The sequence below is a fragment of the Pseudaminobacter soli (ex Li et al. 2025) genome (assembly GCF_029892515.1).
Lineage (GTDB): Bacteria > Pseudomonadota > Alphaproteobacteria > Rhizobiales > Rhizobiaceae > Pseudaminobacter > Pseudaminobacter soli_A.
The window spans coordinates 363,040-384,428 of record NZ_JARXVF010000001.1; the positions used below are offsets into that span (position 1 = coordinate 363,040).

Annotated in this window: 17 protein-coding genes; 5 read left to right on the forward strand and 12 right to left on the reverse strand. The window is 63.3% G+C overall.

Features of this window, described 5'->3' with window-relative positions:
- The first annotated feature begins 100 nt into the window (after positions 1-100).
- On the forward strand, positions 101-1,012 hold the full coding sequence (locus M2281_RS01830; protein WP_280819385.1) for a LysR family transcriptional regulator: 912 nt from the start codon (positions 101-103) through the stop codon (positions 1,010-1,012).
- 9 nt (positions 1,013-1,021) lie between these two features.
- On the opposite strand, the gene M2281_RS01835 is transcribed toward M2281_RS01830, so the two are convergent.
- On the reverse strand, positions 1,022-1,891 hold the full coding sequence (locus M2281_RS01835; protein ID WP_280819386.1) for an alpha/beta hydrolase: 870 nt from the start codon (positions 1,889-1,891) through the stop codon (positions 1,022-1,024).
- Between the two features lie 215 nt (positions 1,892-2,106).
- On the opposite strand from M2281_RS01835, the gene M2281_RS01840 reads away from it, so the two are divergent.
- Entirely contained in the window at positions 2,107-4,989 is a 2,883-nt protein-coding gene (locus tag M2281_RS01840) for a DNA translocase FtsK (protein WP_425537655.1), read from the forward strand.
- Between the two features lie 238 nt (positions 4,990-5,227).
- Positions 5,228-5,905: a GntR family transcriptional regulator gene (locus tag M2281_RS01845; protein WP_280819387.1), complete on the forward strand. Its 678-nt coding sequence runs from the start codon at positions 5,228-5,230 to the stop codon at positions 5,903-5,905.
- Between the two features lie 18 nt (positions 5,906-5,923).
- Here the strand turns inward: M2281_RS01845 and M2281_RS01850 are convergent, their stop codons facing one another.
- From M2281_RS01850 to M2281_RS01860, 3 genes are all read right to left on the reverse strand, one after another.
- The gene (locus M2281_RS01850; protein WP_280819388.1) at positions 5,924-6,679 is read right to left on the reverse strand and encodes an SDR family NAD(P)-dependent oxidoreductase; all 756 of its coding nucleotides are present in this window, start codon (positions 6,677-6,679) and stop codon (positions 5,924-5,926) included.
- 23 nt (positions 6,680-6,702) lie between these two features.
- Positions 6,703-7,473: an SDR family NAD(P)-dependent oxidoreductase gene (locus M2281_RS01855; protein ID WP_280819389.1), complete on the reverse strand. Its 771-nt coding sequence runs from the start codon at positions 7,471-7,473 to the stop codon at positions 6,703-6,705.
- A 110-nt stretch (positions 7,474-7,583) separates the two neighbouring features.
- Positions 7,584-8,969: an aspartate aminotransferase family protein gene (locus M2281_RS01860; RefSeq protein WP_342394242.1), complete on the reverse strand. Its 1,386-nt coding sequence runs from the start codon at positions 8,967-8,969 to the stop codon at positions 7,584-7,586.
- 142 nt (positions 8,970-9,111) lie between these two features.
- On the opposite strand from M2281_RS01860, the gene M2281_RS01865 reads away from it, so the two are divergent.
- Complete coding sequence (locus M2281_RS01865; protein WP_280819390.1) at positions 9,112-11,124, forward strand: amidase; 2,013 nt, start codon at positions 9,112-9,114, stop codon at positions 11,122-11,124.
- 74 nt (positions 11,125-11,198) lie between these two features.
- Here M2281_RS01865 and M2281_RS01870 read toward each other — a convergent pair whose 3' ends face one another.
- From M2281_RS01870 to M2281_RS01905, 8 genes are all read right to left on the reverse strand, one after another.
- On the reverse strand, positions 11,199-11,993 hold the full coding sequence (locus M2281_RS01870; RefSeq protein WP_280819391.1) for a DUF1684 domain-containing protein: 795 nt from the start codon (positions 11,991-11,993) through the stop codon (positions 11,199-11,201).
- 89 nt (positions 11,994-12,082) lie between these two features.
- Positions 12,083-12,829, reverse strand: coding sequence for an ABC transporter ATP-binding protein (locus M2281_RS01875; protein ID WP_280819392.1), 747 nt, complete (start codon positions 12,827-12,829; stop codon positions 12,083-12,085).
- A complete protein-coding gene (locus M2281_RS01880; protein ID WP_280819394.1) occupies positions 12,826-13,635 on the reverse strand; it encodes an ABC transporter ATP-binding protein in 810 nt (269 codons plus the stop codon). Before M2281_RS01880 ends, M2281_RS01875 begins: the two co-directional genes overlap by 4 nt.
- Positions 13,632-14,498, reverse strand: a complete 867-nt coding sequence (locus M2281_RS01885; RefSeq protein ID WP_280819395.1) for an ABC transporter permease — start codon at positions 14,496-14,498, stop codon at positions 13,632-13,634. Before M2281_RS01885 ends, M2281_RS01880 begins: the two co-directional genes overlap by 4 nt.
- Entirely contained in the window at positions 14,495-15,457 is a 963-nt protein-coding gene (locus M2281_RS01890; RefSeq protein WP_280821082.1) for an ABC transporter permease, read from the reverse strand. Before M2281_RS01890 ends, M2281_RS01885 begins: the two co-directional genes overlap by 4 nt.
- Before the next feature lie 113 nt (positions 15,458-15,570).
- The gene (locus M2281_RS01895) at positions 15,571-17,106 is read right to left on the reverse strand and encodes an ABC transporter substrate-binding protein (protein ID WP_280819396.1); all 1,536 of its coding nucleotides are present in this window, start codon (positions 17,104-17,106) and stop codon (positions 15,571-15,573) included.
- Between the two features lie 343 nt (positions 17,107-17,449).
- Positions 17,450-18,127, reverse strand: coding sequence for a helix-turn-helix transcriptional regulator (locus tag M2281_RS01900; RefSeq protein ID WP_280819397.1), 678 nt, complete (start codon positions 18,125-18,127; stop codon positions 17,450-17,452).
- Positions 18,128-18,448: 321 nt separating this feature from the next.
- A complete protein-coding gene (locus M2281_RS01905) occupies positions 18,449-19,681 on the reverse strand; it encodes an acyltransferase family protein (protein ID WP_280819398.1) in 1,233 nt (410 codons plus the stop codon).
- A 225-nt stretch (positions 19,682-19,906) separates the two neighbouring features.
- Here M2281_RS01905 and M2281_RS01910 point away from each other — a divergent pair, with 225 nt between their 5' ends.
- The gene (locus tag M2281_RS01910; RefSeq protein ID WP_280819399.1) at positions 19,907-21,310 is read left to right on the forward strand and encodes a glutamate-1-semialdehyde 2,1-aminomutase; all 1,404 of its coding nucleotides are present in this window, start codon (positions 19,907-19,909) and stop codon (positions 21,308-21,310) included.
- Positions 21,311-21,389: the final 79 nt, after the last annotated feature.

Sequence of the window (21,389 nt, forward strand, 5' to 3'; positions counted from 1 at the left end):
GCGCCCCTCACAAGATGTAGGAAACACGCCCACCATCTATATGACAATCATCATTCATTGTATTAATTGATAGGAAAACACGATAAGTCATGAGTCACCCGTGAAAATCACCATCAAGCAGATCGAAAGCTTCCTCGCCGTTGCCGAACTCGGCAATTTCTCGCGCGCGTCGAAGCGGCTCAACATCGCCCAGCCCGCGCTCTCCCAGGCGATCAAGGACCTCGAGGCGGAACTCGCCGTGCGCCTGTTCGACCGCACCACGCGCCGCGTCGAACTGACCGACGCCGGGCGCGAATTCCGCAACTCTGCCGCCAAGGCGCTGGAAGAGCTGGAGCACGCCGTGGAAAGCGTGCACGAGCTGGCGGAGAGGCGGCGTGGCCGGTTGCGCATCGCCGCCCCGCCCCTTTTGGCGGCCGTCGTGCTGCCGCAGGCCATTGCGGAGTTCCAGAAGCGATACCCGGGCATCTCGGTCCAGCTGGCCGACGTCGGCACCGAACAGATCATCGACAGCGTACGCAGCGGCAAGGCCGATTGCGGCCTGGGCACCTTCTCGCCGGCGGAAGAGGGCATAGAGCGCGTGCCGCTGGTGCGGGACAGCCTGATGCTGTTTTGCGACCATCGCAGCCCGTTCAACGGCGCGATCTCCGTCCCCTGGCGTGAGCTGGAAGACCAGCCGCTGATCACCCTCACGCGCGACAGCGGCATCCGGCTTCTGGTGGAAGTCGGCTTCGAAGCGGCGGAGATAGCATTGAAACCCGCCTATGAGGTGACCCAGGTCACCACCGCCATCGCTTTGGTCGAATCGGGCCTTGGCGTCGCGGTTCTGCCCACCTATGCGCTTGCCGCAGCGCGCTACCGCAAGGTCGTCGGCAAGCTGCTCACCGCCCCCAATATTTCCCGCGAGGTCTCGCTGATCCACGCCACAGGCCGGTCGGTCTCCCCGGCCGTCTCGGCTTTCGCCACCATCGTGCGGCGCTATGCGCAGCAGCTCACGCCGCGCGAGACAAGCTGAAGCGAAACGTCAGCCTTTGATCAGCTGAACCAGCATGCGCGACAGCTCGGTGTCCTCCGAGGCGAGATCGAGCAGCACATCGAAGTGGTTGCGCCCCTTGGTCTCAATAAGCTGCGAGGGAAACCCGGCCGCACGCCAAAGACGGTCATATTCCATCGACTGCCGCTTGAAGCCAGCGGGCTCGCCGCCGGCATAGGCGACCACGATGGGGCAGCCGACGCGCGGCATATTGGCCGCGGGGCTCAGCCGCTCCACCATGCCGTCATCCAGCTTGATCCAGCCCTGCACGAAGGATTTGGCGATCGGGGCCAAATGGAACAGGCCGCTGATCGGCATGGCGCCCCTGATGACGTTCTCCGGAATGCCGAATACGTCGTGCCAGCCACCGGACAGAACCGCGCCCGTCAGATGGCCGCCGGCGGAGCTTCCGCCGACATAGATCCGGTCAGGGTCGATCCCATAGGCACGCCCGTTCTTCCAAAGAAGGCTCACGGCCGCGCGCACTTCTCGCACGATTTCTTCCAGCGTGACCTCGGGCGCCAGCCTGTAGTCGACCACGGCGGTGGCGATGCCGTGGCTTGCGAGCATGCCGGCCATGAAGGCGGAATCGTGCTTGGAGAGCATCCGCCAGTACCCGCCATGGATGAACACAAAGACTGGGCGCAGCTCCGCCCCGGTGCCGTAGATGTCGATCGTCTGCCCGCTCTCGGCGTCATAGACGACGTCGAGATGGGTGGCGAGGCCGCGCATCTCTTCCGAGCGGCGGCGGTATTTGCGCATCTCGGCCTCGAAAACCTCGGGCGTCACCGAGGCCCGCGCGCTGTAGTCGCGATCGATGATTTCCCGCGGCCAGCCGGCTTCTTCGGCAAGAACGCTCATACGCAACTCCGTTTTCGATTCCTGGCCGTCAGCCTACGAAAGCGCGAATGACGTCAGCCACCACTTTCGGCTGTTCCAGCGTCGGGAAATGCGTCCGGCCCGTCGCGCCGAGCGTCGCTGCGACCACCGAAACACCCCCACTGGAAGGATCTGTTAACCACTCGCTTCCTATTGCTCAACGGACATCTCCTCGGCGAATCTTGAGTACAGGATCCATGACCTTCCATCGAACCTACCTTTCGCCCTTGGCTTCGCATGTTGAAGGCGAGGCAGATCGTATTGAAGACAGGCGCAATGCGCCGAACGGTGCGCCGCACGCGGCGGCAGCCGGCCGCAATCCGAAGCTCGACCCGCGCAAAGCGGCTCAGGCGAAGGCTGCCACGGCCGAAAATTATTTTGTCCATTCCACCATGCAGGATCACTTCTTCCTGGCACCCAACGTCCGCTTCACCCGCACGCCCGAGCGCGAGTTGATGGAGCGCCGTTCGCCTCAGGGCGAAACCGAGATCGTGCAACCACAGACGAATGCCATGAACGCCACTTCGCGTCAGCCTACCACGCAGCCCGCCCCAACCGCTTCAACGCCCACGCCAATGCCCATCGCATCCGCCCCTTCCATATCGACGCCAAGCCGTCCGTCTGCAGCACAAGTCGCTCAGCCGGCAGTTGGCACCGGAAAGCCTGGAGCGTCGGCGACGCCGGCCGGCAAAGCCCCTTCGCTGCACCGCGTCGTGGAAATGGCGCAGGTCCTGCCGTCGGTCGCCCAGGCAACTCTCCCGGCAGCGACCGCAGCACCGCGGGCAGCGCCCCAGGAGCCCGCTCATCAACCCGAAGTCGCGCTGTTCGAAACGGCCAAAACCGAAAACACCCGATGGTCCTTCCTTTCGGACCACGCCTTCTTCGAATTCGTGTCGCCTGTGGCCATGGATGAGCCGACGCTCATTCCGCTGAACGCCGGCGTCTCCGTGACCTGGAGCCAGCAGCAATTCCGTTCGGCAGCAACCGAGATCGCCGCGCTTTATCGCGTCATCGAATGCCACCCCGCCGCGCAGGCCGCCCCTGCCCTGCCGGAAGTAGTGGTCTCGCCAGTTGCAGCCGATAAGAGCGAGCAAACGCTTGAAGCCTGCGCAACCGAAGCCGTACAGCTCACGCCAGCTGCCGTCATAGCGTCCAGCGTCACAGCCCCTGTCTTGGCTCCGGCCGTCGCAGCCCCTGTGGAGGCGGCTACCGCGCCGGCGGAGGTAGCGATAACGACGACCGCAATCGAAACCGTCACTGTCCCGCCAGCCGAAGCTGTCGCGGCCCCTGCGGTGGAAGCCGTGGCTGTGCCCGTAGTGGAAGCCGCTGCGACTCCGGCCGTGGAAATTGTGGCGGCTCCGGTTGTGGAAGTTGCGGCGGTCCCGGTGGCGGAAGCGGCTGCAGCCCCTGTTGCGGAGAAGGAAGTCGCTCCCGAACCGGCCAGGAAAGTGGAAATCACCATGCCGGTTCCGACCGCGCGCACGACGCTGCCGCCAGTCGGCGGTGCGACGCAGCCCGGCGCGGTCGACGGCTATGCGCTTCCTTCCGAACACCTCCTGCAGGAACCGCCGGCGGGACAAGGTTTTTACATGTCGCAAGAGCGGCTCGAGCAGAATGCCGACTTACTGGAAAGCGTGCTCGAAGACTTTGGCGTGCGCGGCGAGATCATCCATGTCCGCCCCGGCCCGGTCGTGACGCTCTACGAATTCGAGCCGGCGCCGGGCGTGAAATCCTCCCGCGTGATCGGCCTTGCCGACGACATCGCTCGCTCCATGTCGGCCATTTCCGCACGCGTCGCAGTCGTGCCCGGCCGCAACGTCATCGGCATCGAATTGCCGAACGAGACGCGCGAAACGGTCTATTTCCGCGAGCTGATCGAATCGGACGACTTCCGCAAGACCAGCTGCAAGCTGGCGCTCTGCCTGGGCAAGACGATCGGCGGCGAGCCGGTGATTGCCGAGCTTGCGAAGATGCCGCATCTGCTCGTCGCCGGCACCACCGGCTCGGGCAAGTCGGTGGCGATCAACACCATGATTCTGTCGCTGCTCTACCGCATGACGCCGGAAGAGTGCCGGCTAATCATGGTCGACCCGAAGATGCTGGAACTCTCTGTCTATGACGGCATCCCGCATTTGCTGACGCCCGTGGTCACCGACCCCAAAAAGGCCGTGACGGCGCTGAAGTGGGCCGTGCGCGAGATGGAGGATCGCTATCGCAAGATGGCGAAGCTCGGGGTGCGCAACATCGACGGCTACAACCAACGTGCCGCTGTCGCCCGCGAAAATGGCGAGGTCGTCGTCATGCAGGTGCAGACCGGTTTTGAGAAAGGCACGGGCGCGCCGCTGTTCGAGGAGCAGGAAATCGACCTGGCACCGATGCCCTATATCGTCGTCATCGTCGACGAGATGGCCGATCTGATGATGGTGGCCGGCAAGGAAATCGAAGGCGCCATCCAGCGTCTGGCGCAGATGGCGCGCGCGGCCGGCATCCACCTGATCATGGCCACGCAGCGTCCTTCGGTCGACGTCATTACCGGCACGATAAAGGCGAACTTCCCCACCCGCATCTCCTTCCAGGTGACGTCGAAGATCGACAGCCGCACCATTCTGGGCGAACAAGGCGCCGAGCAGCTGCTGGGTCAGGGCGACATGCTGCACATGGCAGGCGGCGGGCGCATAGCCCGTGTCCACGGCCCGTTCGTTTCGGACGCCGAGGTCGAGCATGTCGTTGCGCATCTGAAGGCCCAGGGTCGCCCCGAATACCTCGAAACGGTCACGGCCGACGAGGACGACGAGGAGCCCGAAGCCGAACAGGCACCTGTCTTCGACAAGGGTTCCGTTGCCGCCGAGGATGCGGACACGATCTATGACGAGGCGGTGAAGGTGGTGCTGCGCGACAAGAAATGCTCCACCTCCTATATCCAGCGCCGCCTTGGCATCGGCTACAACCGCGCAGCCTCGCTGGTCGAGCGCATGGAAAAGGAAGGCATCGTCGGCGCGCCCAACCATGTCGGCAAGCGCGAGATCCTTCTGGGTCGCCGCGACCATGCCGGCGGACCGGACAAGGACGATATGGATTGATCGGCGGCGGGGGCGCTTCTGCCGCCCCCTGCCCTATCTGCCAGGCCGGCAGACCGGCGGATCCTTGCGATTTCGCGAGAGCTGCCCCTCCCCTGGCGCGCTTCAAGTTCAGCGCGCCCGAACTTGTCCGATCGCTGTGAAGGCTTATACTCCGGCGCGGCTGTGGGAGGCCGATCAGGGACTCGCCTGAGCAGGCTTTTCACCGACATCAGGACCGGGAACGAAAGGGGCGTCATAGGTGGATGTGCAGCAGGCCAACGATGCCGTCGATCCCGCTTTCGCGCCGGTTCACCAGCAGGTCTACCAGACACTGCGCGAGAACCTGATAACCGGCCGCTTTTCGCCCGGCGAAGCCATCAGCCTGCGCAGCATCAGCGAGATGCTGGACGTGGGCATGATGCCCGCGCGAGAAGCCATCCGGCGGCTAGCCGCTGAAAATGCGCTGGAGATCCAGCAGAACCGCCGCGTTTGCGTACCCCGGCTCACCCTGCCCCGCTTCGAAGAACTGATGCTGGCGCGGGTGGCCCTCGAGCCGATCTGCGCGGCGCGCGCGCTTCCCTATGTGGACGCCGCCCGGCTCGAACGGATGATCGCTTTCGACACGGAGATGAACGAGAGCTACCGTTCCGGCAGCGCCGACGCCTACATGCTGACCAACTACCGCTTCCACTTCGAACTCTACCGGGCCGGAGGGTCCGAAGTGCTGGTGCCGCTGCTCGAAAGCATCTGGGTTCAGTTCGGACCATTCATGCGAACGGTCTACAATCTCGTCGAAGCCACCAACGTCATCGACAAGCACACCATCGCCATCGACGCGATCCGCCGAAAGGATGCCGAAGCTCTAAAGCTTGCGATCCACGCCGACATTCTCGACAGTGTCTATCTTCTGCGCCAGACCTTGCACGACGACGCTTGAGGGGTGCAGTAGCCGGAACTAGCCCTTGCGCTCCTGCAGGATGTTGCCGCCGTCCACCACCAGAACCGAGCCGTTGACGTAGCTCGCTCCGTCGGAGGTGAGGAAGACCACGGCGGCAGCGATCTCGTCGGGCGAGCCCGCCCTGCCAGGAGGCGTACGACGCGCGGCTTCGCGCTCTTCCGACGTCGAGGCACCGGTTTCGACCCATCCTGGCGCGACCGCGTTCACCGTGATCCCATGGCGGGCGACCTCCAGCGCGAGCGCATGGGTCAGGCCCACCATTCCGGCCTTGGCGGCTGAATAGGCCGACTCGCCTTCGTTCGACACATAAGGGCCGGTGACCGACGCGATATTGACCACGCGGCCATGACCGTTCTCGACCATCTTGGGCAGAAAGGCGCGCGTGACCAGAAATGCCGTCTTCAGGCTGACGTCGATCCCCCGATTCCAGTCGCTCTCGGTCAACTCCATGAACAGTTTCTGGACGGCCGGCTGCGCGGCGGTTCCCATTCCCGCATTGTTGACGAGGATGTCGACGTCGCCGATCTCCGCATGCAGGCGCTCGACCTGTGCGGCATCGGTCAAGTCCGCGGCGGCTGCCTTGACCCCAATACCTTCCGCGCGAAGCTCCTCTGCCCGCTCGAAGATGCGATTGGAGGACGACGTGATGGCAACCGACAGCCCGGCCTTGGCCAGGGAGCGTACGATCGCAATGCCGATGCCGTCGGGCGCGCCCGCGCCGGTGACGAGTGCGGTTCTGGATTTCGGTTGCATGGATACTCCTCCCTGGTGCTGGCTCAATAGCCCGCGGTCACGCCGAAATCGATCGGCAGCGCCGTGCCGGTGATTGGCGCAGCGACCGGCTGGCAAAGAAAATGGATCAGCGACGCAATCTCCTCGACCTTGATGAAGCGGGCCGCATCGCCCTGCGGGTAATGCGACAGGAGCTTGCGCTTGTAGCCATCCGGATCGCCACCGCCATAGGTCGTGGCCTGGTATTCGATCATCGGCGTTGCGACATCGGCCGGGCACACGGCATTGACCCGCACGCCATGCGGCGCAAGTTCCAGCGCAAGCGCCTTGGTCAGCAGGACCAAGCCGCCCTTGGAGGCGCAATAGACAGCCGCGCCGTTGTTGCCGACCAGGCCCGCATCCGACGAAATGTTCACGATCACTCCGCGCGAGGCGATCAGGTGAGGCGTAGCCGCCGCGATCAGGAAGAACGCGCCCTTGAGGTTGATGTCGAGCACGCGGTCCCAGTCCTGCTCGCTGACATCCGCGGATGGGCCTTCGAGCCAGACGCCCGCCGCATTGACCAGCACGTCGATGCCGCCGCCCCATTCCGCAGCCGCAGCGACCGCCTCCTTGCATGCCTCGACAGAGCGAATGTCGAAGGCGAGACACAGCGCCTCACCGCCGGCTGCCTCGATCCGCTCCTTTGCCTCGTCGAGCCTTGGGCCTGCGAGGTCCGCGACCACGATGCGGTTGCCGTCAGCCGCAAAGCGCAGCGCGGTTGCGATGCCCATCCCGCCCGCGCCACCTGCAATCATCACCGTCTTGCGCGACATAGGCCCACTCCTCCACAGACTGTTTTTAGCAACGTCGGCACCGTGGCGCCGCCGCCCGTCAATTGCAAAATGCCCGCCGCGGTGCAAGCGCGACGGGCGCGTTTACAGCCTCACGCCACGGCCTTGGACGCAGCGAGTTCGCCGAGCACGTCGCGATAGGCGCGCACGAGCCCTTGCGCCTCATGCTCTTCCAGCGGAGGCGCAACGAGGATCATGTTGTGGAACGGCGTGACGAGAAAACCGCGGTTGAGCAAGGCCAGATGCAGCGCGGATTCGACAATCGAAGAAGCGGCAGCGCGCGCGTCCACGGCGTTGCGCACGGGTGAATCGGTAAAGACCACTTCGAGACGCGCCCCGACGCGTGTCACCGTCCAGGGCAGGCCGCAATTGGCGATGGCAGCGCGCAGGCCTTCGTCGATCACGTCGGCCTGCCGCGCCATGCGGGCGTAGGTTTCGGCGGTCACGATCTGCTCAAGGCTTGCGCGCAGGCAGGCCAACTGCAGCGCGCTGCCGGAAAGCGTGGTTCCGATGCCCGAATGCCCCGACGTGTCGCGCGCCTTCCTTGCCTTGTCGAGGCGGGTCGCGACATCGGCCGTCATGCCCCAGATGCTGACGGGAATTCCGCCGCCGATCGGCTTACCCATGACCAAAATGTCCGGCTCCAGGCCGTGCACTGCCGTATAGCCGCCGAGCCCCGACGAGATCGTGTGGGTTTCATCGAGCAACAGCAGAGTGCCCGTCTCGCGGGTCAGGCGGCGCAGGCTGTCATGAAAGCCTTCCTCAGGCAGGATCATGCCGCAATTGGTCATCACCGGTTCGGTCAGCACGCAAGCCACCTCGCCCGACGCAAGCGCCGCGCGCAGGGCCTCTTCGTCGTTGAACGGAATGGAAATTGTGTTCTCGCCAAGGTCGACCGCCTGCCCCAGCAGGCTCGCACGAGAGAGGGTCTTGCCGTCCACGAGATCGACAAGAGTTTCGTCGACCGAGCCATGATAGCAACCGTCGAACACCAGGATCTTGCGCCGCCCTGTAACGGCGCGGGCGGCGCGGATGGCGAAGCGGTTGGCATCGCTTGCAGTGGCGGCGATCTGCCAGCGCGGCAGGCCGAAGCGCTCGACAAGCAGCGACGCCACCACGTCGGCATCGGCCGAAGGCAGCATGGTCGTCAGGCCACGATGCGCCACGCCTTCGAGGGCGCGCAAGATGGGCGCCGGGCCATGGCCGAACATCGCGCCGGTGTCGCCGAGGCACAAGTCAACAACCTCGTTGCCGTCAATGTCGATGAGCCTGACCCCGCTGGCCTTGTCGACGATCATGGGGAACGGCATCGGCCAATCGAGCATCCAGTGCATCGGCACACCATCGAAGAAGCCGTTGCCTGCCTGCGTGGACGCCAATGCCTTTGGACGCCGCTCAGTGTATATGCGAGTTTCGACGGACAACATGGCGCTGGCGCGAGCTTCGACCTCCGCCAAAGCTGGGTTTTGCAGGTTCAATTTATGCCCCTCCGATAAATCATGATCACATTCGATATTTTGAGACCATTAGAATGTCAATGATACTGACATATCGTGATCATCATTCCACGCCATCGTGATCACAATGCCTTCCAACACGCCGCCATCACAGGACCGACCGATGACTGAAGACAATCTCCACGTCGTGGAAGCCACCATCCCGCAACTGCGCAAGGCGCTCGATGCCGGCACGATCACCAGCGTGGAACTGGTCGCGGCCTACCTCAGGCGGATCGGCTATTACGACCGGCACGGCATCGCCTTGAACGCGGTTCCGGTGCTCAACCCGACCATGTTCGGAGAGGCCGCGGCCTCCGATCAGCGCCGCAGGAGTGGCAAAACGCTGGGCCCGCTCGACGGCATCCCCTACACGACCAAGGACAGCTACAAGGTCGCCGGCCTGACTGTGGCCTCCGGCTCGCCCGCTTTCGAGCACCTGGTCGCCAATGAAGATGCCTTCACCATCGAAAGGCTGCGCGCCGGCGGTGCGATCCTAATCGGGCTCACCAACATGCCGCCCATGGCCAATGGCGGCATGCAGCGCGGCGTCTATGGCCGCGCCGAAAGCCCCTACAATGCCGATTACCTCACCGCGGCCTTCGGATCCGGCTCCTCGAATGGTTCGGGCACGGCGACGGCCGCAAGCTTCGCAGCCTTCGGGCTGGGCGAGGAAACCTGGTCGTCGGGCCGCGCGCCAGCTTCGAACAACGCGCTGGTCGCCTATACGCCATCGCGGGGCGTGATTTCGGTTCGCGGCAACTGGCCGCTGGTGCCGACGATGGACGTGGTGGTGCCGCATACGCGAAGCGTCGGCGACCTGCTCGAACTCCTCGACGTCATCGTCGCGGACGATCATACAACGCGCGGCGATTTCTGGCGGGTCCAGCCATGGGTCTCCATTCCGCCAAGCTCGGCCCTGCGTCCGTCCCGCTACACCGAACTTGAGCTTGAAGGATCATTAGCCGGCAAAAGGATTGGCGTGCCGCGCATGTATATCGGTCGCGACACCGGCGCCGATGCGCCGATCGAGACACGTGCTTCGGGGATCGAGCTATGGGAGCAGGCGGCGGCTGACCTCCGTCGGCTTGGCGCGACCGTGGTGGAGGTCGATTTTCCGGTCGTCTCAAACTATGAGCGCGACCGGCCCGGCGCAAAATCCATGGTGGATCGCGGTCTGGTTCCCGAAGAATTTGCCGAACGGGAAATCTGGGACCTCAGCATATGGTCCTGGGACGATTTCCTGCGCGCCAATGCCGACCCGACCATTCCGGATCTGGCTTCGGTTGACGGCGCAAAAATCTTCCCGCAGCCGCCGGGCACCCTGCCCGACCGCTATGGCGACGACATCGATCTCGCGAACTATGTGAAGCGGGCCCGGCAAGGCGTTACCGATCTCGAGAACATCCCGCATCTGGAGCGCGGCCTGAAGGGGCTGGAGGAAACGCGCCGGATCGACTTCGAGAACTGGCTGGACGCCGAGGGCCTCGACGCAGTCGTGTTCCCCGCCGCAGCTGATGTCGGCCCGGCCGATGCTGATGTAAACGAGGCTTCCGCGCGGTTTGCCTGGCGCAACGGAACCCGGGTTTCGAACGGCAATCTGGTGCCGCGGCATCTCGGCATTCCGACCGTCACCGTCCCGATGGGAACGATGGCGGATATCGGCATGCCGGTCGGCCTGACATTCGCCGGCAAGGCCTATGACGACACGCTGCTTCTTCGCCTGGCCGGAGATTTTGAGCGCTCCGGCTCGCGCCGCACGCACCCGCCAAGAACGCCGGAACTCGCCGACGATGTTTTTATCCCGCGCGAGCGGACTGAAACCACCGGGGCAACAATGCCGAAGATTGCGCTTCATGCCGAGACGCGACACCAGGGCGAGCACGACGAGATACTTGTCACGATCGACTTGGACGCGGCGGACGGCGCCGAACTGAAGGTTCACGTCAATGGTGAACCCATAGACATGCAGCCAGCAGGCACGTGCTTTAGCAGCCATGTCGTCGTCCCTGCTGTGACGCACAAGGGATTCCACAGCGCCTGGCGCGGTTCATACGGCTCGATCGTCACCGCAGTCATCCGCCTCAAGGACGGGCGCACCGTTGGTGCTTACGCGGTGACAGGCGGCATAGCGTGACCGCCAATAAGGCATAACCGGGTTTCCGGTTATGCCTTCCATTTTGGAACATTCAGCACACGCCGAGCGCTGCCTCAGTCGTGCATCTTGAGTTCGCCGGCCTCGATGCGGATCGGCAGCACGTTTTCCGCCGGCGGCAGCGGGCACACGGCATGGACGCTGAAAGCGCAGGGCGGGTTGATCGCCTTGTTGAAGTCCAGCACGATGGTGTCGGCCGTGATGTCCTCGCCAAAGAGGAAGCGCGAGGCGGGATAAGTCTTGTCGCGCGCGGTCTGGTCCCGCAGCACGAATTGCGGCATCTGCGGCGTGCCGTGGGTTGGCAGCAGTTCATAGCGGACGCCATCGCGCGTGAAGGCGGCCTTGTGGGTGATCGTCACATCGGTCGGAATGCCCAGCACCGTGTCGACGGTCATCTCGATCGGCTTCTCCAGCGGGATCCAGTCGGCAACGATGCGCCAGCTCGGATCGGTCGGGAACGAGTCGATGCCCCGAAAATCATCGCGCTCGGTCGACTCCGTGTCGCGCACGCGCAGCGCGTTCTGGCCGTTGAGCGTCGTCACTTCCAGCAGCAACCGGCCGGCGGTGAAGCGCGGCGGGTGCTTCTTGTCGAGCTTCAGCAGGAGCGGCTGCGAGCCATCCGCCGGCGAGAAGGAAACACCGCCGTCTGACCCCTGCGTCAGCGTACCGACATAAGCGGGACCGGCCGAAAGCAGGATGTCGTTGTCCTCGGCAGAACCAACCGTCACCGCGCCCGGCTCCAGCCACCAGCGGCCGATGATGTTGAGCCAGCCGTCGTCGGCCTTAAGATGGGCCAGTCGCTTGGCGCGCCAGTCTTCGATGCTGCGGATATAGTCGTGCTCAGTCGTCATGCTGCCTACCTTTGGTTTGTCCGCGAAAGCCCTAGACCATGATGCCGAAAAGTGGAAACCGGTTTTCGGGCGACATCATGGTCCAAATGCTAACGAGGCATTCGCGGAACGCTCTCCAGAAGTTTTTGCGTATAGGGGTGCTGAGGGGCGTCCAGTATCGCGCGGGTCTTGCCGCTTTCGACGATATGGCCGCGCTCCAGGATGATGATCTCCTCGCAGAGCGAGGCGACTACGCCCAGGTCATGCGAGACGAACACCAGCGTCATGTTTTCCGACAGCCGCTTGAACAGGTCGACGATGCGAATGCGCGTCGACAGGTCTAGCGCACTGACCGCCTCGTCGGCCAGCACGAGCTGCGGCCGGGCGACGATGGCGCGGGCGATGGCAATGCGCTGGCGCTGGCCGCCGGAGAACTCATGCGGATAGCGGTTGATGGCGTCCGCCGGCAGGCCAACCGCATCGAGCGCAGCGGGCACGGCCTCGCCATGCGCGCCCGGAATGCGGAGCGACTGCAGCGGCTCGGAAATGATGTCGCGCACCTTCTGGCGCGGGTCGAGCGAGGAATACGGGTCCTGGAACACGGCCTGCACCGAGCGGCGATAGTCGCGCATGAAGCCGCGGCTCGAAGGATCAAGGACAGAGCCAGCAAAATTGATCGTGCCGCCGGTCGGCTTGGTCAGTCCAAGAAGCAGGCGCAGGATGGTCGTCTTACCCGAGCCGGACTCGCCAACCAGGCCGACGCTGACGCCCTTTTTCACCGCAAAGGAAACGCCATGCAGCACCTGGCGCTGCCGGCCATAGCCGAAGGTCACATCGCGCACATCGAGCAGGGTCATGCCGTTCCCTCAAGTGCGTTGTCGAAGGAACGGGCGGCCTCGACCAGCGTCTTCGTGTAGTCGTGGCGGGGCTGGTCGAAGACGGTCTTCACCGGCCCCTCCTCCACCGCGCGGCCATTGCGCAGCACCGTCACGCGGTCCACCACCGTGGCAACCACCGGCAGGTCGTGGCTGATGAACAAAAGTGCCATGCCAACCTCGCGCACCAGGCTGTCGAGCAGTTTGAGGATTTCCGCTTGCGTGGTCACGTCAAGCGCGGTGGTCGGCTCGTCGGCAATCAGCAGTTTTGGGCGGCAGGCGAGCGCCATGGCAATCGCCACGCGCTGGCGCTGGCCGCCCGAAATCTCGTGCGGATAGGAATTGGCAATGCGCTCCGGCTGCGGCAGTGCGACATGGTCGAGGAACTGCAGCACCTCGCGCTCTACCTCGCGGCGCGAGGGCGACTTGCCTTCGCGCGCCAGGCGACGTGCCAGTGGCCCCGCCACCTGCCTGCCGACTTTCATCAGCGGGTCGAGCGCGGTCAGTGGCTCCTGAAACACCACAGCAACCGAAGAGCCGCGCAGGCCGTTCAGCGCGCGGTCGGGCGTGCCGACGACCTGCTGGCCGTCGAGATGGATCGAGCCGGCAGGCGCAATCGACTTGGGCAACAGGCCCGTCACCGCCATCGCGGTCAGCGACTTGCCCGAGCCGGATTCGCCGATCAGCCCCATGCGCTCGCCGGCACCCAGGGAGAACGACAGGTCGGAAATCAGCGTCTTGACGCCGGTCTTCAGCGTGAGCCCGTCGACGGAAAGGAGCGGCGTCATCGCGAGATCCTCCTCGTCGGGTCGCCGATATCGCGCAGGCCGTCGGCCAAGAGATTGATGCCGATCACCAGCGTCACCAGCGCGATGCCCGGAGCGATGGCGCCGATCGGGGCCGTGTAGACCGTTCCCTGCGCCTCCTGCAGCAGCCGGCCCCATGAGGCGTTGGGCGGTGGCGCGCCAAGGCCGAGATAGGACAGCGAAGATTCGGCAATCACAGCGATGCCGAACTGCAGCGCGAAATTGACGCTGAGCGTCGGCCAGATATTGGGCAGCACATGCCTGACCACCACGCCCGGCCATGACGTTCCGGAGGTTCGCGAGGCGGTGATGTAGTCATTCTGCAGCACGCGCTTGGCGAGAATGCGCGTCAGCCGCGCCACGATCGCCGACATGGCGATGCCAAGCGCCAGAATGGCCGACCAGAGGCTTGCGCCTTCGCTTGCCGCCACCACCAGCATTGCGAGGAGCAGCGTCGGGAAGGCGATGAGGATGTCCAGCGTGGCAGCCAGCGCATCGTCGAGAAAGCGCGAGGCGAAGGCCGCGAGCAGTCCGATGGTGACGCCGATGGCGGCACCGATGGCGACCGCGCCGGCCCCGACGATGAGTGCGATGCGCGAGCCGATCATGATCTGGGTGAAGAAATCCCGTCCCAGCCGGTCGGTGCCTGCCCAATGGATGAAGGACGGCGCCTCGAGCCGGCCACCCGTCGTGCCGGTTGGATCGTAAGGGGTCCAGAACAGCGTGAGCAAAGCGACGGCGACATGAATGCCGACCAGGATCAGGCCGATGGTGAAGGTCGGCGACCAGCGCGGCTTGCGAGCGGCCGCAACGACTGCGGGCGTGAGTTCGTCGGCGGCGCTCATGACGCGGCTCCTGCCTTGTCGCGCAGTCTCGGATCAATCAGGCGCTGAACGAGATCGGCAGTGAAGCCGACCAGAAGCACCAGAAGCGTCGAGACGAAGAGCACGCCCTGCACATTGGGATAGTCGCGCTGCTGGATACCGAGCAGCAGCATCGAGCCAAGGCCCGGCAGCGTGAAGACCCGCTCGACCACGACGGCGCCCAGGAAGGCGGAGGCCAACTCGATGCCGAGAATGGAAATGACGGGCACAGCACCGTTGCGGATGCCATGCCGGACGAGCGCTTCCGTGAAACTGGAGCCGAGCGCACGAGCGGTGCGCAGATAGTCGCTGCCCAGCACGTCCAGCGTTGCCGCGCGCGCATAGCGCAGCAGCGAGGCGGACATGACAATGGCGAGCGTCAGCACCGGCAAGGTCAGCGCGCGCAGCGCCTCGGCCGGCGCGTGCCAGCCACGCGACGGAAAGCCTCCGGACGGGAAGACGCGGATGTTGATGGCGAAGGCCGTGACCAGCAGGATGCCGACCCAGAAGACGGGAATGGCGATGCCAAGCTGCGAGACAGTCGAAATGGCGGCGCCATACCAGCGATCCGCCTTCACCGCCGAAACGATGCCGAGCGGCACGGCGATGACGATCGCAAGGATGAAGGCCAGCAAGGTCAGCGGCAGGGTGACCGTCAGGCGAGCGACGATCTCGTCGGCCACAGGCGCACGGCTGATGAAGGAATTGCCGAGGTCGAAGCTGGCGAGGCTGCCGACAAAGCGAAGGAACTGTTGCCCGAGCGGCAGGTTCGAGCCGACCTGCTCGCGCGCGGCTTCGATCTGCTGCGGGTCGGCGCCCACCGACAGCAGCGCATTGGCCGGATCGCCGGGAAGCAGGCGGAGCAGCACAAAAAGGACCAGCGATGCGATGAGGAGCGACAGGGCCAATATGGCCAGCCGCCGAAGGACATAGGCGAAAATAAGCGAGTTCCTTTCGTCCCCAACAGAAACATCGTGCGGAAGGGTTTCCGCACGATGTTCGATACAGCACAGCCCGACGCCCCTAATAAGGCGGCGGTGTCAGCATTTCAGGCTCAGTCCGCGCTCTTCTTGATGCCGTAGGCGAAGAACTGCGAGTTCAGCCCGTTGAGCGGATAGCCGCTGACGTTGGCCTTCGATATCACGATCTGCGGATAGAGATAAAGCCAGCTGCTGGCCGCATCCTCGGCGATGGTGCGGTTTGCTTCGGTGAGCTTGGCGGTCTGTTCGTCCGTCGTGGTGCTGGTTTCAGCCGACTTGATCAAGTCCACGACCTTGGGGTTGTTGTAGCCCCAGTAGAAGTCAGGATTGCCGTAGAACACGATATCGCGGTGGTTGACGTGCTCCTGCAGCGTCGCCTGGAAATCGTGCGCCTTGTAGATCTTCGTGTACCACTCGTTGGCGGTAATCACGTTGATGTTGACCGTGATGCCGACCTTGGCCAGTTCGCTCTTGATGAACTGGGCGACGATCGGATGCGGATCGTAGTTCGGCGTGTCGAGCGTGAAGGTGAAGCCATCGGCGTGGCCGGCCTCGGCGAGCAGCGCCTTGGCGCTGTCCACGTCATACGGATCGACGCCGGTGAGATCGACATACCACGGGTCCGTCGGCGGCACGAAGGAACCGATCAGCGTGCCGTATTCGCCCCAGATCGAGTTGAGCAGCTTCTTCTTGTCGATGGCGCGGGCAATCGCCTTGCGCACCTTGGCGTCGTTGAAAGGCTCCACGCGATCGTTGAAGGCGAATAGTTCCTTGGTGGTGGACTTGCCTTCGCCGACTGTGAATTCAGCATTGTCCTTGAACTGGGCGAGCGAATCCGGGCTCTGAACACCGGTAATGACGTCCACCGCGCCGGTCAGCAGCGCGTTGTTGAGCGCGGTTGCGTCTGTGAAGTAGTTGAACACCACCTCGCCGTTCGTCGGCTTCTCGCCCCAATAGCCGTCGGAGCGCTTGAGCGACAGCGTCGAGCCGCGGCGCCAGTCTTCCAGCTTGTAGGGGCCGGTGCCGTCTTCGCTCGACGTCAGGTCCTTGGCGGCGTCATTGACGATCCAGACATAGCTCAGATTGTAGGGCAGCGAGATCGAGCGCGACGAAAGCTTGATGACGACGGTGTTGTCGTCCGGCGTTTCGATCGAGGTGATGGGCTCGAGGCTTTTCTTGCGCGAGCTCTTGGAATCGGGACCGACCACGCGCTCGATGCTGAACTTCACGTCCTTGGCGGTCAGCGGATCGCCCGAGTGGAACTTCACGTTCGGCTGCAGGGTGAAGGTGTAGGTCAGGCCGTCGTCGCTGACCTTGTAGTCGCTGGCCAGCACCTTTTCGACCGAACCAGCGTCGGTCAGGCGGAACAGCGCCTCATAAACGTTGCTGTTGAACGCCTCATTGATGCCCTGGCCAGCGCCGGCGATGTTGTCGAGGTTCTGCGGCTCATAGAGCGAGCCGATCTTAATCGACGCGTCGGCATCGTAGTTCTCCGCCGCCTGCAGGGCGGAACTCGCCGAGAGGAAGCCGACGAAAGCGGCCGTGACCGCAAGGGCGCGCACGCCGTACCGGCCCGAATATTTGCCCAACAGGGCCGTTGCACCAATCATTCAAACTGCTCCTGACACATAACTTCGTTGCTACAGGGAAAGCAGACGATTTTCGAACCATCCCCCACCCCGTCGATCCACGGCAAAGGGCGCGCCCGCTTGCCTTGAGACGACGTGAGCTTGACCCGGAGTTTTCCGCAACTGTCGGGCCGCTCATTTGTGCTCAACATACAGTGGGGCGGGTGCAATGCCGAGGAGATAAAAAATTCGATTCAAAGGATTTTCTGGAAATCCATTCCAGATTTGACTGGCCGTCGACATAAGCATTTCGACGGCATCGCATGCCGCAGCGGCATGCGAAACGACTCCGCAGTGTTCATGCGGGGGCTACCAACGCGAAAAATCAAAGTCCGCTTGTCTGGAGGTCGCGGAAGCGCGCGGCGGCCTCGGTGCGGTTGTGGGCACCTAGCTTGCTGATGATGTTGTGGAGGTGGATCTTGACCGTGTGCTCGGACAGCTGGAACGCTGCGGCGATGCTCTTGTTCTGCAGCCCGCGCGAGACCATTTCCAGGATCTGAACCTCGCGGGCAGTGAGGTCGCCTACATGAGTGCGACCTCGCACTTCCTGCCCCGGGGGGCCGCCCGGCTCATCGGCGAGTTTCTTCGCATATGCATAGACCAGACCTGCCGGAAAATATTCCCCGCCGCGCAGCATCAGGCGAACGACCGACAGCCAGACATCCAGCCTGAGGTTCATCGGCAGCACGCCCCGCACGAGGCGCGAGCCGAAGATATCGGAGACCGAAAAGGCGGGATTGCGCTCATCGACCTCGATGACGGCCGTCAATGCCTGCGGATGCAGGAGAGAAAGATCGGCGGCCCTGGCTTCGGCCGCCTTAAGCAGCGCTGCGTCAACCAGGATCAGCGACACGGAATGCGCGAAGCTCGCGCAAGCTTCCTCAACGCTTTCGACTTGCTCCACGATCACCCAGGGAAGCTCGTGCTCAAGCGCGTAGACAAGGCTTTCCGAAACCGTGCCGAGCCTCGCGATGAATAGGACCACCCGCTGAGGTTCTGACACTCTGCCCGCCCGCCCGGCCCATTTGATACCGGTTTCGCCCTCTGCAATGATATCGGCCAACGCAACACACCTTCATGCAGTTTTGACTGTGCCGGGATAGGTTTCGGCACATGAACCATAGCGCGAAGAGGCACCAATCACGACAACCCAATACGGCTGAGACGTGGCCACCGGCGGGGTGAAGTTGGCAAAGCAACTTACATCCATTGTCATCCGGAAGGATTAGGGTGAGCGATTTCAAGACCTTGCGCGAAGCAACTGCAAAGTGGGCTGATGGAGTTTGCGATCATCCGGTTTGGAGAATGCAGCTCGACGCGAAAATCAAGAACGGAGCACGCGCGACAGATACCGCGTAGTCGGCGCCTCAATGCAGACGAATATGACGGCGGCAATGCACGTGACCATGAATGGCGTTGCGGCAAGAATTGCCATTGGCACGTAGATCGTCCCCTGATGGTATGACAGGATTTCTTCGGACACGCCGTTCACGAATTGATGGCACAGGTAGATCGAATACGTGCACTTTGCGAGAAGGTTCACCAACTCGAGATTCACGGCCAATCCAACCTGCTCAAGGATTACCGCGCCAAGCAGGATTCCAGACGTCGGAACCCCCAAGGCGAGCAGGCGTGGCACGGACGGCCAAAGATAGGGCCGCAATATTACCGCCCCTGTGCAGATGGCGATAATCGCAACCGCGGTCAGCAATAGGGTCGGCTTCGGCAAAGCGGTCGCGGCTCGGCTCGTGACAAATTTGTAGATCAAGACGCCGAAGACGAAATCCATCAGGATCGGATCGGTATACGCGCTCAGTACGCGGTTGGTGGGATGAAACTGCCCCCCCATCAGCGTGAGCGCGGCTACGAACGCCGCGGCCAGATACACGCCATGCCGCACGTTCGCGAGCTGAAATGCCGCCGTGATGACGCTGAATTCAACGATCACGACCAAGGTCCAGGTTGGGTGCAGGATCGGATACGGCCCGTAAGGGACGAAGGCGAGCGACATCAAAAGTTCTCGCATCGTGTGCGGCTCGGCGCCGGTTGCGTAGTTCTTCACGAGGAAGGCAAGAACGGTAAAGAGGAAATAGAGCGGCAATATGCGAATGGCCCGATCCCGCAGATAGGCCAATCCGGACTTGCCGCAGCGCCCAAGGATTTGGGCCGTCAGGAAGCCGGCTACCACCAGAAACAGGTCCGTTCCGAACCGCAGCATATCGATCAAGCCTTTTCCGGCAGGGATAGCCGCGAAGGCCGGCTCGAGATGGACATAGACGATGCCGTAGGCCGCGATCAGCCGCAGCAGTTGAATGTTCCCCCAGTATCGGCGTTCGGCCGATGCGGTGGCTGCCGTTTGTTGCGAACGATACTCCGCCTTCAGTCTGGAGCGGAGGACCCTCCAGACGTCGCCGAGCAGGCCTGGACGCCAAGGACCGACTTCGATCGGCTGGGTTTCCGACCCTGCGGACGCTGACGAAGAGCTCCTTCGGCGCGAAAGAGCAAATGCAGTGACGGCCGTGAACGCGGCGACACCGCAAGCGGAAGCCCAAATCATCGTAAGCCAAAAGCCCCTACGGAATTTCGGTGACAGGCCGGACCGTTAAGACCGTGGGCAGACGATACTCCCCGCCACAGGACAACTGAACGCGCGCAAATGGATGTACCGGGTCCGGCCGACCTACCCGGATTGGATGATGCCTGGACATCGTTTGGGGAAAGTTCTGCCGACGAACGGGCTTGTAAACTAATGGCCTGACAACCGCTTCGTTGGGGATGGCCAATGTCTGAACAATCTCGTCGCTTCGAGAAATCAGCCCGGTTGCGGGAACACGCCCACCGTCTGATACCGGGCGGCAGCCACACTTATGCAAAGGGCGATGACCAATATCCGCTTCTCGCGCCCGGCTTCATCGCGCGCGGTCTGGGCTGCCACGTCTGGGACGTCGACGGGAACCGCTACATTGAATACGGCATGGGTAATCGAGCCGTCGGCCTTGGCCATGCCTATCCGAAGGTGCTGCAGGCGGTCGAACGGGAACTTCGCGACGGCTGCAATTTCACGCGGCCGGCCAGCATCGAGGTTGAGGCCGCGGAAACCTTTCTTGACCTGATCCCGACCGCGGAAATGGTCAAGTTCTGCAAGGACGGCTCCGACGCCACATCCGGCGCGTTAAAGCTTGCGAGGGCCTATACCGGCCGCGACGTGGTCGCCTGCTGCGCCGACCATCCCTTCTTTTCGGTCGATGACTGGTTCATAGGCACTACCGAGATGAACGCTGGCGTGCCCGAAGCCGTGCGAACCCTGACGGTGACCTTCCACTACAACGACATCGCCAGCGTGAAGGAAATGTTTGCGAAAAATCGCGGAAAAGTTGCGGCCGTGATCCTCGAGGCCGCGCGTAGCGACGAGCCGAAAGACAACTTCTTACACGAACTGCAGCGCCTTTGCCGCGAAAACGGCGCGCTAATGATCCTCGACGAGATGATCACCGGCTTTCGCTGGAATGTTGGCGGCGCGCAGGCCGAATACGGTATCGAGCCGGACCTGTCCTGCTTCGGCAAGGCCATGGCCAACGGCTTCTCCGTCTCCGCACTGGCCGGCAAGCGCGAATATATGCGCCTTGGGGGTCTCAATCACACGGATCGCCCGCGCGTCTTCCTGCTCTCGACGACGCACGGAGCCGAAACCCACGCACTTGCCGCGGCCATCGCCACGATGCGTATCTTCCAGAACGAGCCGGTGATCGAGCACCTCTACCGGCAAGGCCAGAAACTGAGGAGAGGCATCGAGGAAGCAGCAAGGCGCCACGGGGTGGAAGATCATTTCAAGGTCGTGGGCCGCGCGTCTTGCCTTGCCTATGCTGCGCTCGACCAAGACCGCAAACCATCGCAGGCATACCGGTCGCTGTTCCTGCAGGAGACGATTGCGCGCGGTGTTCTGATGCCCTCGCTGGTCGTCAGCTACACGCATGACGACGCGGCGGTTGCCGCCACCATCGAGGCCGTCGACGGGGCTTTGGCCGTATACGCCCGGGCGCTAGAAGACGGCGTTGAAAGGCACCTAATGGGCCGGCCGTCCCAGGTCGTGTACCGCCGCTTCAACAAAAACCCGGAAAGCGCCGCCAGTGCTGCACCGCCTGCCGACAGACCGGACGAGGCGTTCCTGCCAGCGAGAGCATCCTAGGGCGCTTGCGGTCATGCAGCCGAAACAGTCCACCAAAAGAGGCATGGGCCTACCCTCAGTCGGCCCAAAAGAAGAACCG

Excerpts from the sequence above, each read along its gene's own strand:
- M2281_RS01895 (WP_280819396.1), bottom strand. The coding sequence starts at position 17,106 with ATGATTGGTGCAACGGCCCTGTTGGGCAAATATTCGGGCCGGTACGGC.
- M2281_RS01885 (WP_280819395.1), bottom strand. The coding sequence starts at position 14,498 with ATGAGCGCCGCCGACGAACTCACGCCCGCAGTCGTTGCGGCCGCTCGC.
- M2281_RS01880 (WP_280819394.1), bottom strand. The coding sequence starts at position 13,635 with ATGACGCCGCTCCTTTCCGTCGACGGGCTCACGCTGAAGACCGGCGTC.
- M2281_RS01835 (WP_280819386.1), bottom strand. The coding sequence starts at position 1,891 with ATGAGCGTTCTTGCCGAAGAAGCCGGCTGGCCGCGGGAAATCATCGAT.
- M2281_RS01850 (WP_280819388.1), bottom strand. The coding sequence starts at position 6,679 with ATGCAACCGAAATCCAGAACCGCACTCGTCACCGGCGCGGGCGCGCCC.
- M2281_RS01905 (WP_280819398.1), bottom strand. The coding sequence starts at position 19,681 with ATGATTTGGGCTTCCGCTTGCGGTGTCGCCGCGTTCACGGCCGTCACT.
- M2281_RS01855 (WP_280819389.1), bottom strand. The coding sequence starts at position 7,473 with ATGTCGCGCAAGACGGTGATGATTGCAGGTGGCGCGGGCGGGATGGGC.
- M2281_RS01840 (WP_425537655.1), top strand. The coding sequence starts at position 2,107 with ATGACCTTCCATCGAACCTACCTTTCGCCCTTGGCTTCGCATGTTGAA.
- M2281_RS01910 (WP_280819399.1), top strand. The coding sequence starts at position 19,907 with ATGTCTGAACAATCTCGTCGCTTCGAGAAATCAGCCCGGTTGCGGGAA.
- M2281_RS01870 (WP_280819391.1), bottom strand. The coding sequence starts at position 11,993 with ATGACGACTGAGCACGACTATATCCGCAGCATCGAAGACTGGCGCGCC.
- M2281_RS01875 (WP_280819392.1), bottom strand. The coding sequence starts at position 12,829 with ATGACCCTGCTCGATGTGCGCGATGTGACCTTCGGCTATGGCCGGCAG.
- M2281_RS01865 (WP_280819390.1), top strand. The coding sequence starts at position 9,112 with ATGACTGAAGACAATCTCCACGTCGTGGAAGCCACCATCCCGCAACTG.